13 protein-coding genes and 1 pseudogene are annotated in these 11,468 nt (G+C 65.1%); 6 read left to right on the top strand and 8 right to left on the bottom strand.

Annotated elements, in window-relative coordinates; translation table 11 throughout:
• From Q0L57_RS29600 to Q0L57_RS29575, 6 genes are all read left to right on the top strand, one after another.
• Window positions 1-413: Hsp70 family protein (locus Q0L57_RS29600; protein WP_296746629.1), on the top strand; the 413-nt coding region annotated here is incomplete at its 5' end.
• Between the two features lie 221 nt (window positions 414-634).
• Entirely contained in the window at window positions 635-1,765 is a 1,131-nt protein-coding gene (gene dnaJ / locus Q0L57_RS29595; protein WP_296746628.1) for a molecular chaperone DnaJ, read from the top strand.
• 129 nt (window positions 1,766-1,894) lie between these two features.
• Window positions 1,895-2,500, top strand: coding sequence for a phospholipid N-methyltransferase PmtA (gene pmtA / locus Q0L57_RS29590; RefSeq protein WP_296746627.1), 606 nt, complete (start codon window positions 1,895-1,897; stop codon window positions 2,498-2,500).
• Window positions 2,501-2,554: 54 nt separating this feature from the next.
• Window positions 2,555-3,151 carry an NADPH-dependent FMN reductase gene (locus tag Q0L57_RS29585; protein WP_296746626.1) on the top strand — a complete coding sequence of 199 codons (597 nt, stop codon included), beginning with the start codon at window positions 2,555-2,557 and terminating at the stop codon, window positions 3,149-3,151.
• A complete protein-coding gene (gene pyrF / locus Q0L57_RS29580; RefSeq protein ID WP_296746630.1) occupies window positions 3,151-3,864 on the top strand; it encodes an orotidine-5'-phosphate decarboxylase in 714 nt (237 codons plus the stop codon). The genes Q0L57_RS29585 and pyrF overlap by 1 nt, the downstream gene beginning before the upstream one ends.
• Window positions 3,865-3,887: 23 nt before the next feature.
• Window positions 3,888-4,175 (top strand): DUF1330 domain-containing protein, encoded by a 288-nt coding sequence (locus Q0L57_RS29575; protein WP_296746625.1) that lies wholly within the window; start codon window positions 3,888-3,890, stop codon window positions 4,173-4,175.
• Between the two features lie 45 nt (window positions 4,176-4,220).
• Here the strand turns inward: Q0L57_RS29575 and Q0L57_RS29570 are convergent, their stop codons facing one another.
• From Q0L57_RS29570 to Q0L57_RS29535, 8 genes and pseudogenes are all read right to left on the bottom strand, one after another.
• A complete protein-coding gene (locus tag Q0L57_RS29570; RefSeq protein ID WP_296746624.1) occupies window positions 4,221-5,282 on the bottom strand; it encodes a low temperature requirement protein A in 1,062 nt (353 codons plus the stop codon).
• 28 nt (window positions 5,283-5,310) lie between these two features.
• Window positions 5,311-5,439: pseudogene (locus Q0L57_RS29565) on the bottom strand (low temperature requirement protein A); the annotation flags it as partial.
• A 112-nt stretch (window positions 5,440-5,551) separates the two neighbouring features.
• Window positions 5,552-6,625 carry a D-alanine:D-lactate ligase-like protein gene (locus tag Q0L57_RS29560; protein ID WP_296746623.1) on the bottom strand — a complete coding sequence of 358 codons (1,074 nt, stop codon included), beginning with the start codon at window positions 6,623-6,625 and terminating at the stop codon, window positions 5,552-5,554.
• Window positions 6,626-6,834: 209 nt separating this feature from the next.
• Complete coding sequence (locus Q0L57_RS29555; RefSeq protein WP_296746622.1) at window positions 6,835-7,710, bottom strand: SMP-30/gluconolactonase/LRE family protein; 876 nt, start codon at window positions 7,708-7,710, stop codon at window positions 6,835-6,837.
• A complete protein-coding gene (locus Q0L57_RS29550; protein WP_296746621.1) occupies window positions 7,707-8,345 on the bottom strand; it encodes a 2-dehydro-3-deoxy-6-phosphogalactonate aldolase in 639 nt (212 codons plus the stop codon). Before Q0L57_RS29550 ends, Q0L57_RS29555 begins: the two co-directional genes overlap by 4 nt.
• On the bottom strand, window positions 8,342-9,277 hold the full coding sequence (locus Q0L57_RS29545; protein WP_296746620.1) for a 2-dehydro-3-deoxygalactonokinase: 936 nt from the start codon (window positions 9,275-9,277) through the stop codon (window positions 8,342-8,344). The genes Q0L57_RS29550 and Q0L57_RS29545 overlap by 4 nt, the downstream gene beginning before the upstream one ends.
• Entirely contained in the window at window positions 9,274-10,041 is a 768-nt protein-coding gene (locus Q0L57_RS29540; protein WP_296746619.1) for an SDR family oxidoreductase, read from the bottom strand. The genes Q0L57_RS29545 and Q0L57_RS29540 overlap by 4 nt, the downstream gene beginning before the upstream one ends.
• Before the next feature lie 155 nt (window positions 10,042-10,196).
• On the bottom strand, window positions 10,197-11,468 hold a 1,272-nt coding region (locus Q0L57_RS29535; RefSeq protein ID WP_296746618.1), incomplete at its 5' end, for an EAL domain-containing protein.

Genomic DNA, 11,468 nt, shown 5'->3' with positions numbered 1-11,468 from the left:
TGTCCGACGCCGACATCGAGAAGATGGTGAAGGACGCCGAGGCCAATGCCGAGGCCGACAAGAAGCGTCGTGCCTTGGTCGAGGCCCGCAACCAGGCCGAGGCGCTGGTGCATTCGTCCGAGAAGTCGCTGAAGGACTATGGCGACAAGGTCTCGGAGGCCGACCGCACCGCGATCGCCGACGCCATCAGCGCGCTGAAGAGCGCCGCCGAGGGCGACGACGTGGCCGCCATCGAGGCCAAGTCGCAGGCGCTCGCGGAAGCTTCGATGAAGCTCGGCCAGGCCATGTACGAGGCCGCGCAGAAGGAAGCGGCCGAAGCCGACGCCAAGGCGGACGCCGCCAAGGACTCGGACGTGGTCGATGCGGACTTCGAGGAAATCGACGAAAACGACGACAAGAAGAAGTCGGCCTGAGCCGGCTGACGGCGAATGAAGCGAAAGCCCGGCGCAAAGCCGGGCTTTTTTGCAACCTTCGCTGAAAAAGTGCCGGCACGGCCGAAAAAGTGACCGAAAAACACGGCGCGGGCACGGCCCACTACTAGCATCCGGGCAGCATCGCTCCTAAATCGAAACAACGTGCCGGCAAACGACGCGACAATGCTTCAAGACATTGAGCATCCGGACTGCGGGAAAAAATGAAAGCTGATTTCTACGAAACGCTGGGCGTCCAGAAGGGCGCCGACGAGAAGGAACTCAAGAGCGCTTTCCGCAAGCTCGCCATGCAGTTCCATCCCGACCGCAATCCGGGCGACCACGCCTGCGAGCACAAGTTCAAGGAAATCAACGAAGCCTACGAGACGCTGAAGGACCCGCAGAAGCGCGCGGCCTATGACCGCTTCGGCCACGCCGCCTTCGAGCAGGGCGGCATGAACGGCGGCGCACACGGCTTCGGCGCCGGCGGCTTCGCCGACATTTTCGAGGACATCTTCGGCGACATGATGGGCGGCCGTCAGCGCCGCTCGTCGGGCGGCCGCGAGCGCGGCGCGGACCTGCGCTACAATATGGAGATCTCGCTGGAAGAGGCGTTCGCCGGCAAGACCGCGCAGATCCGCGTGCCGGCATCGATCTCCTGCTCTGAATGTTCCGGCAGCGGCGCCAAGCCCGGCACGCAGCCCGTCACCTGCTCGATGTGCCACGGCCACGGCAAGGTGCGCGCCACGCAAGGCTTCTTCTCGATCGAACGCACCTGCCCGCAGTGCCAGGGCCGCGGCCAGACGATCAAGGACCCCTGCCCGAAATGCGCAGGCCAGGGCCGCGTCACCGAGGAGCGGTCGCTGTCGGTCAACATCCCGGCCGGCATCGAGGACGGCACCCGCATCCGACTTGCCAATGAGGGCGAGGCCGGCCTGCGCGGCGGCCCCTCAGGCGACCTCTACATCTTCCTGGCGGTGAAGCCGCACGAATTCTTCCAGCGCGACGGCGCCGATCTCTACTGCAAGGTGCCGATCTCGATGACCACGGCCGCGCTCGGCGGTTCGTTCGAGGTCACCACGCTCGACGGCTCGCAGACCAAGGTGAAGGTGCCGGAAGGCACGCAAAACGGCCGCCAGTTCCGGCTCAAGGGCAAGGGCATGCCGGTGCTGCGCCAGCCCAATGTCGGCGACCTCTACATCCAGACCGTGGTCGAGACGCCGCAGAACCTGACGCGCCGCCAGCGCGAGCTGCTGGAGGAGTTCGAGCAGCTCTCGTCCAAGGACAACTCGCCCCAGTCGAGCGGCTTCTTCACCCGAATGAAGGACTTTTTCGAGTCCTTCGGCGAGCATTGATCGGCTGAGCCCACGTCAAGAGCGCTGGAGCTGACCGAGCGTCATCAACACCTTATGCCAGCTTGATGCCTTGCCTTGTCCCACCTACCTGCTAAGTAGCGTTTGCGGGGAGCGTTGAGGAGAACTCGCATGGCACGTAGTCCCGGTTTGCGCAAAGCGCTGGCGGAAAAGTTCGACGACGAGCTGAAGTTCTTCAGGGGCTGGATCGACAAGCCAAAGACTGTCGGTTCGATCGTTCCCACGAGTTCCATCACAGCCCGCAAGATGGCTTCCATCGTCAACCCGAAGTCGGGCCTGCCGGTGCTCGAAGTCGGGCCAGGCACCGGTGTCATCACCCGCGCCATCCTCGCCCAGGGCGTGAAGCCGGAAAATCTCTATGCGGTCGAATACTCGATCGACTTCGTGCGTCACCTGCGCCGGCTCTATCCTGGCGTCAACGTCATCGAGGGCGACGCTTTCAATCTCAACGCGACGCTCGGCGACAAGCGCGACATGATGTTCGATTCGGTCGTGTCCGGCGTGCCGTTGCTCAACTTCCCGGTCGCTCTGCGCATCGCCTATATCGAAAGCCTGCTCGACCGCATCCCGCATGGACGGCCGATCGTGCAGCTGACCTATGGCCCGATGTCGCCGATCCCGGCCGGACGCGGCGACTACACGGTCGAGCATTTCCATTTCGTATTCCGCAACATCCCGCCGACGCAGCTGTGGATCTACCGGCGCAAGGCGCACTGAAAGCACTTGGGAATTGCAGGCTGTTCGGCCTATACCTCGACCAACAGGTGGCCAATGGCAGTGATCCCAAGAATCCTCGTCTTCGCGGGCTCGGTCCGCAGCGGCGCATTCAGCGGCCGGACGGCCGACGTAGCGCAGAAGGAACTGGCCGTGCAGGGCGCGGAGGTGACGCGCATCTCGCTCGGCGACTATCCGCTGCCGATCATGGACGAGGACCTCGAGAAGGAAAAAGGCATTCCTGAAAACGCGCTCAGGCTCGGCCACCAGATCGCCGCCCATGATGGTTTGCTGATCGCGACGCCCGAATATAACGGTTCGATCCCGCCGCTGCTGAAGAACGCGATCGACTGGGTGAGCCGGATACGGCGCGACAACGGCCGCTCGTTCCGGCCGCTTTCCGGCAAGCCCGCCGGCCTCTGCTCATCCTCCGACGGCAAGTTCGCCGGCATACGCTGCATCAATCATCTGCGTGCCGTGCTGGTGCGCTGCCAGATGGAAGTGATCACGCCCGAATGCTCGGTTTCCGGCGCCAGCGCGGCGTTCGACGCAAGCGGACAATTCCGGGACGAAAGACTGCACCAATCGATGGAGCGCCTATGCCGCACACTGATCGAAACCTCGCGCATGCTGTCGGTGCGGATAGACGCATGATGCACGCCAACACCGCCGAGGCTCACAGCATGCACGAGCGGCTGATCGTGGGCCTCGACCTGCCAACGCTGAAAGACGCCGAACGAGCGGTTATCGAGCTCGAAGGCACCGTCTCCTTCTACAAGATCGGGTACCAGCTCGCCTTCGCCGGCGGGCTCGACTTCGCGCGAGAGCTGGCCAGCGGCGGCGCCAAGGTATTCCTCGACATGAAGCTGCTCGATATCGACAACACGGTGGCCAAGGGCGTCGAGAACATCGTCAAGATGGGCATGACTATGCTGACGCTGCATGCCTACCCGAAACCGATGAGGGCGGCGGTCGAGGCGGCCAAAGGCAGCGATCTCTGCCTGCTCGCGGTGACGGTGCTGACCTCGATGGACGAGCAGGACATGATCGACGCCGGCTACGAATACGACCCGCACACGCTGGTTCTTCGGCGCTCGGAGCAGGCGCTGCATGCCGGCATGGGCGGCATTGTCTGCTCGGCCGGCGAGGCATCCGCCGTGCGCAGGATCGTCGGCCCGGATATGGCGGTGGTGACGCCGGGCATCCGGCCGGCTGGCAGCGATCATGGCGACCAGAAGCGCGTGATGACGCCGGCGGATGCGATCCGCAGCGGCGCCAGCCATCTGGTGGTGGGCCGGCCGATCGTCGCCGCGCCGGACCGGCGCGCCGCGGCGGAAGCGATCCTGGCCGAAATGCAGTCGGCCTGATTTTTCAAACCGGAGGAACCCAAATGCCAAAGGGATACTGGATCGCCCGCGTCGATGTGCGCGACCCGGAAGGCTACAAGGAGTATGTCGCAGCCTCGAAGCTCGCCTTCGACCGCTTCGGCGCGAAATTCCTGGCACGCGGCGGGGCGCATGAGAAAGCCGAGGGGCAAGGCCGCGGCCGCAACGTCATCATCGAGTTCGAATCGCTGGCGATGGCGCATGACTGCTACCATTCGCCGGAATATCAGCGCGCCGTCGCGATTCGCCAGAAAGTGGCCGACGGCGAGATCGTTCTGGTCGAGGGCATCTGACGAATTCTGAGTCGCCTTGCTACCGGCGCACGGCAGTGGCCTGCGTCAGTGCAGTGTGCGGCGCTCGTCCATCGCCAGCGACTCGGCCTGGTGCAGGTGGCCGTGGATCTCATAGCCTACGACGGTGACCGCCGGCGCCAGCGTGAGGATGATAAGGCACACCGCCATGTCGACGCCGGCAAGCGCGGCGGCGATGGCAAGAGCGACGACCGCAGCCGTCCCCACCAGGAGCCGGACGTGGTAAGGGTCGAAGCGCTGCACGAGGTAGTAATAGAGCGCGTAGATGGCGCCGAGGAAAATGCTCAACGGAATGGCGGCCGACAGTAAAGTCGGCACCGGCCCGATCCCGGCCTTATGTTCGATGAAGTAGGCCGCGACATGCAAGCCGGCACCGGTTGCCACGATGGACGCAACGATCAGCATCTGGCCATAGCCCCAGACAAATGCGCGTTCGCGGTGCGCATGAAGGACCGGGCCTGACGGCAGCATGTAATAGACCCACCACATTCCGAAGGTGAGCCCGGTGCCCGCGATGCCGACAAGAGCCGCATCGAGGTTCCAGCCTTGCGCCTCGACTACCGCCGACAGCGTCGCAAGCGTCCCGACCACCGCTTCGCCGAGCGCGATGATGGCGAACAGGCTGTAGCGCTCCGCCATGTGATGGGCATGCCAGGGCGTGCCGCCATCCTTGGCCTCGGCAACGATCGGACCCGCGAGCTCGATCAGAAGTAGGACAGCGCCCAACACAAGGCTGGTCAGCACCGAGAAATCGACCAGGATCTGCACCACCCAGCCGACCTGCGCGATCGAGATGGCGGTGACATAGGTGATGCAGGCGTCACGCCGGATCGGATCCTGCCGTGCGGCGCGCAGCCACTGGAAGATCATGGCCACGCGCATGATGACGTAGCCGAGCACCATTATGGAATTGTCGAGATGACCACCATGCTCGATCGAGGCGAACATGCGCGGCAGGCCGATCGCCAGCACCAGCACGCCGATCATCTGCACCATGGTGACGAGGCGGAAGATCCAGTCGTCGGTGTCGTAGGCCGAGGAGAACCAGGAGAAAGTTGATCCAGGCCCAGCATATACCGAAGCTCGCAAAGCCGAAGCCGAGCAGCGCGGCGGCGTAGTGGCCCTCGGCCAGGAAATGCGCCAGCTGCGAGGATGCAAGGCCGAAAGCGGTCGCGAAGGTCAGGTCGAACAGGAGCTCGAGCGGGGTAGCTACCCGGTTCACCTCATGCGGATCGCGGCCACTCATGGGCCTGATGTGGTGATGAAGGCGCTCGGAGCTAGCAGGCGTGGTGGTCATTGCGCGGCTTTCGTTTACATTGCCGCGATAGTAGAGGCGACGCCGGAAGCGTCAAGGCAGGCTATTGGGCCGCTATCCTTTGCGGACCGGACAGCCGGCCGGCAGCGGTTTCGGCCATCGCATCCGCCAGGCTCATGCCCCATTGCGTGCGGCAATAGTCGCGGAAATCGAAACAGGGCAGGCCGGGACATATCTCGAACTCGATGAGATGGACCGTGTCGTCGGGCTCGACCCTGAGATCTATTGAGAACACATCCCTGAGGCCAAGCCCGCTCATCAACTTTTGCGCGACGGCTCGGATCTTGCGATCGGCCGCGGGCTGGCTGGCGCCGACAGGCTCGAGTTCAGGCTGGGCGTAGAGCCCGGCGTCCTTCGCGGCCTGACCGGTATCGCCATAAAGCGCCATCGAGTCGGCCATGGTCTGGAAATCGCCGCCTGAATCGACAAAGGCGATGCCGAGCGCCTCGACGCCGGTTTCCGGCTTCAGCCCCAAGAAGCTCGCCCGCGCGTTCCGGCCGGCGACATAGGGCTGGACGACGACGTCGTCGCGATAGTGAGAAAACACACGCCGGCTAAGCTCCAGCGCGTGACCGAGCTCGGTGATGCGCGAGTCCGGCCAGATACCGATCTTGGCGCCGAGCCTATTGGGCTTGACGAACCAGCCGGCGGCGGAGGCCGGCGCATCGACCAGCCATTCGCCGTTGCGTGCCAGACCGGCAGGCGGCACCGGCAACCCGAGCGCGCCGAGCACGGCGCCGGAACGGAACTTGTCCTGGCAGAGCGCGAAGAGCGAATCGTCGGCGCCGATCGTGCGCAGCCCGTTCAGCCGCGCCATGGCCGGCGCCGCGCCGCCGCGGAAGTAGGCGATGCCGTCGGTCAGCGTCCAGACCAGCGTCGTCGCAGGATCGGCCTTGGCCAGCGCCAACGCCGCATCGTCGAGCTCGACCGCCGTGAAAGCGAGGCCGCGCTTTCCGCACGCGGCGGCCAGTTGGTCGAACTCGGGCGCTAGATCGGTCGATTGCGCCAGATAGGACGAGATTTCGGTCGCCCGTTCCTTCGGATAACCGTCGGCGATGAGCCGGTCGAAGCAGGCCTTTTCCGGCTCGTGGACGAGGATCAGCGACGGCTGCAGCATGGAAGGCTCCGGGGAAAATCAGGCGCTACCATCGCACGGCCGGCGCGATCGGCTTGCGAGAAACCGACCGCGTCGGGGCGGTTGCGTGACAACGCTTAGAGCATGATGCCGAAAAGTGTGAAGCGGTTTTCGGGCGACGTCATGCTCTATCTACTTGATTTAGAGCCGGATTCAGATTTCGGATCGACCAGATCCGAAATCATCCGGCTCTAGGCGATCAGCACACGCGGCTCGAAGCGGCCCTTGACCGGAATGTCGAGAAGGAAGGTCATGCCGGCCTGCGGATCGAGCTTGCGTTGCTTTTCGTCCTTGCCCTTCCAGGCCGAGGTGACCGCGAGGCGGTCCGCCTTCCCACCGACGAAGGCCGGGCAGGAGGCCTGGGTGACCGGCATGGCGATCTCGCGCAAGAGCACCCCGTCCGGCGAATAGGCTTTGACCGCCTTGCCGCCCCAGACGGCGTTCCACAGCACGCCGTCGCGGTCGACGACCGAGCCATCGACGAAGCCTTTCGAGGCGCGATGATCGACGAACACCTTAGGCTCGCCGGTCGGCAAGCCGGTCGCCGGATCACAAGAAGTCCGCATCAGCAAACCTGTGGCGGTGTCGGTGTAGTAGGCGATCGCGCCGTCCTCGGAAAAGCAGATCGAGTTCGAAACGGTGATGTCCGCGAAAAGCCGGCGCAGTTCGCCTTTGAAAAACCAGTAGATCGCTCCGGCGCCCTTCTCCTCGTCCTTGCCCATCGTGCCAGTCCAGAACGCACCGCAGGGATGGACGCGGGAGTCGTTGGAGCGGGTGAGCGGATTGTCGGCCTCGATCGGCGTGTGCAGCGTCAGCTTGCCGGTCGGCACGTCGCGGATGTAGAGGCCCTTTTCGGTCGCGATTAGCTGGCGCGCCTCGTCGATGATTGCGATGGCGCTGGCCATCAGCCCGAGGTCGTGGACTTTCAGGGCGCCGCCGAGCGATTTTTCCAGAAGCTTGCCGTTGACGATGTCGAACCAGAACAGCGCGTCCGTGGCCGGGTCGTAGCTCGGACCCTCGCCCAATTCGCAGATATGTTCGCTGAAAACCGAAACGCCGTCCATCATTGCCCCCCGAAAGCTTCGTCCCAGGCCGCGACCGCGGCACGTGCGCGCTGCGCAACGTCCTCGACGCTGGCGCCCGGTTTGTACAGGCTCGACCCGAGACCGAAGACGCTGACCCCAACCGCCTTGTAGCCGGCAAAATCCTTGTCGGAGACACCGCCGACAGCACCGATCAGGGTCGTTGGCGGCAGCACCGCGCGGATCGCAGCGATGCCGCCGGCGCCAAGCACGCTCGCCGGGAAGAATTTAAGCGCCGAGGCGCCGAGCCGGATGGCCTGGAAGGCTTCGGTGGGCGTGAACACGCCGGGCATCGTCACCATGCCGTGATGCATCGCGCGACCCATGACCTCGGCATCGATGTTGGGGCTGACCAGCAGCCGGCCCCCCGCCTTGTGCAAGGCATCGACATCGGCCGCCGTCAGCACGGTGCCGGCGCCGACCAGCGCGGTCCTCGGAAGGGACGCGACGATGCTGGCGATGGAGGCGAACGGGTCCGGCGAATTGAGCGGCACTTCGATTGCCTCGATGCCGGCTTCGTACACCGCCTGGCCGATCGCCACGGCCTCTGCTGGCTTCAATCCGCGCAGGATGGCGACGAGGCCGCGCTTCAACTTGGGAAAGGGTGCTGTCTCGGTCACGCGACACCTCCAATCATGCCGTTCTCGCGCGCGGCCTCGACAAGGCCGGCGCGTACCGCTTCATCGGCATCGACGGTCCTGAAAGCAAGGCCGGCAATGCCAAGTGCTTCGCCGTAAAGCGTAGCCAATGCCCCCGAGGCGATCAGCACGACCGGTGCATCGCTCGCGCCATAGCGGCGTTTGGCCGACGCGACCTCGCCGCCGATCAGGAGCCCGGACAGGCAAGCCGCCGCGTCGTCGGATTTCAGATCCTGCAGGAGACCGGCAGCGCGGATGGCGAACAGTTTCGAGGTGACATCGCCGCCCTCGCCCAGCGCCCGTTCGCACCATTGACGAAAGAACGGGTTGTCCGCAGCGACAGCTGCCGGGTGCTCGCCCAGCGAATGCTTCAATATCGAATGCGCGGCCAGCACAGAGAACAGCTCGCCGGTCGGCCAGGTGCCAAAGCCGGCGACGGCGCCGTCCTCGACCGCCACCCATTTCGAATGCGTGCCCGGCATGCAGACGAGATGGCGCCCCTTTGCCGGCAAACCAGCGCCGGCGAGCTGGGTTTCCTCGCCGCGCATGACGTCGGGCGCCTCGGCCAGCCGCTGCGCCAGGCCCGGTACGATGCGGATGTCGCGACGCTCGCCCTCGATGCGCGCCGCGCCGCGCAGGATGGCGCCGATCGGCGCCGGCACGGTGACGTAAGGCGCCTCGATCCACCCTTGGCGCGAGCCGGCCATGCCGCAGATGATGACGGGCAGGCTTTCCGGCGCGCCCATGGTGGCAAGATGGCCTTCCAGCACGTTCGAAAAACCTTTTTCGCGGGCCGTGATCAGGCCATCGTCGCCACGCCGCTCGGCAAGCACCTTGCCCGAACCATCGAGCAGCCAGGCCCTGAGCCGCGTCGTGCCCCAGTCGAGCGCGGCAACCGCAGGAGCTCCGCTCACAGGAAGCCTCCGTCGACGATCAGCATCTGCGCCGTCAGCATGCGCGAAGCGTCCGACGCCAGGAACAGCACCGTGCCGACCATGTCGTCTGGTTGCATGACGTCCTTGATGCATTGCTTGGCGACATGTGCGGCAAGTCCCTCATCCGTGACCCAGAGCTCGCGCTGGCGCTCGGTGATGACCCAGCCGGGTGCGACCGCGTTGACGCGGATACGGTCGGAACCGAGCTTGCCGGCGAGACCCTTGGTGAGGCCGAGGATGCCGGCCTTGGCGGCGGTATAGGCCGGCATGTCCGGATGGTTGATGAGATAGGAGGTGGAGGTGAAGTTGATGATCGAGCCGCCGCCGGCCCGCTTCATGCCGGGCGCCACCGCCTGCGCGGTGAAGAAATGCGGCCGCAGGTTGATGGCGAGGTTGTTGTCCCAAAACTCGACCGTAACGTCTTCGACGGCATGGCGGTCGTCAAGCGCGGCGTTGTTGATGAGCACGGTGGCATCGCCATGCGCTTCCGCGGCTTTGGCCACCGCGGCGCGCAACGCCGCGATGTCGCGAAGGTCGGCCTTGAGGTAGAGCGGCCGCCGGCCAAGCTCCTTCTCCAGCCTGTCGGCAAGCGCCGTGCTGGGCTCGTCGGCAATGTCGACGAAAGCAACCTTGGCGCCCTGCCGCAAAAAGCCTTCGGTCAGCGCTGCCCCTATGCCGGAACCGCCGCCGGTGATCAGCACCGAGGCGCCGTCGAGGTCGGCAAACCGCGCCGATGGCATCATGGTCTCTTCTCCTTTTTGGCCGGCGCGCATCCTATCCGCGCCCGTCCCGGGAGCAAGGGCGAAAAGCGGCTTTCGCGGCTTATGTCTGACAAAATGGCCGCGACACTTCCGCCGCGACGCAGCCCGGAACCCGTCGGCGAAGTGGATTCGCCCGGTCAGATCGCCTTGGCGTGCAAGGCGCCGCGATAGGAATCGCGCAGGTAGCCGAGCGTGGCGTCTGCGTCGACCGGCTTGCCGAACAGGTAACCCTGGCCGCCGGCGCAACCGAACTGGACGAGGCGGTCGGCCTGCGCCTCCTCCTCGATGCCCTCGGCAACGACATCCATGCCGAGCCCTTCGCACATGGCGAGAATGGCGCGGATGATGTGCTCGGAAGGCCGGTCATCGAGAATGGAAGAGACGAAGGCGCGGTCGATCTTGAGCTTGTCGAAATGGAACTCGCGCAGCCGTCCGAGCGACGACTGGCCGGTGCCGAAATCGTCGAGCGAGACACGAATGCCGACGCGGCGCAGATCCTCGACGATCTTCTCGGCCGAGGCCGGATCGTTCATCAGGCCGGTTTCGGTGATCTCGATCTCCAGCCGGCGCGGATCGAAGCCGGTGCGATCGAGGATCGCTAGTATGTGCAGACCGGTGTTCTGGTCGACGAGCTGTGACGGCGACAGGTTGAAGGACAGGAACAAGTCCTTCGGCCAGTTGCGCGCCGCTTCGGTCGCCTTGCGCAGCACCAGCTGCGACAGCGGCCCGATGATGCCGCGCTCCTCGGCGATCGGGATGAAGACGCTCGGCGGCACCATGCCGAGATCGCGGTCGGTCCAGCGCGCCAGGGTCTCGAAGCCGATGGTGCGGCGGGTGTTGAGATCGACGATCGGCTGGAAATGCGGCTCGACCTCGCCGGCCGAGACGGCGCGGCGCAATGCCTGCTCGATGCGGGTGACGCGCTTGGCAGCCTCCTCCATCTCGCGCGTGTAGACAACGACGCGGCCGCGGCCGGAGCGCTTGGCGTGGTAGAGCGCGGTCTCGGCCTTGTTGATGAGGATCTCGGTGGTCTCGTCGCCGGAATAGAACAGCGAGCAGCCGACCGATGCCGAAAGCCGGGCGGTGCGCTCGCCGACGTCATAGGGCGCCGACAAGATCTCGATCAGCATCCGCGACCTCTCGGCCGCCTGCTCCTCCGAGAACACCATCGGGTAGAGGAAGGCGAATTCGTCGGCGCCGATGCGGCAGACGGTGGAATAGCTGTCCATGGAGGCGCGCAGGCGCATCGCCACCTGGATCAGGATGTCGTCGCCGGCCTTGTGGCCGAACAGGTCGTTGATCGGCTTGAAGCCGTCGAGGTCGAGGATGCCGACGGTGAAGGGCGCGGGATCGTCGGCGCGGTCGCTGATCAGGCGATCGACCTTGTCGAAGAAGCGACGATGGTTGCC

It is taken from the genome of Mesorhizobium sp., from assembly GCF_024509055.1.
Lineage (GTDB): Bacteria > Pseudomonadota > Alphaproteobacteria > Rhizobiales > Rhizobiaceae > Mesorhizobium.
This window is presented reverse-complemented; position numbering and strand designations above follow the sequence as displayed.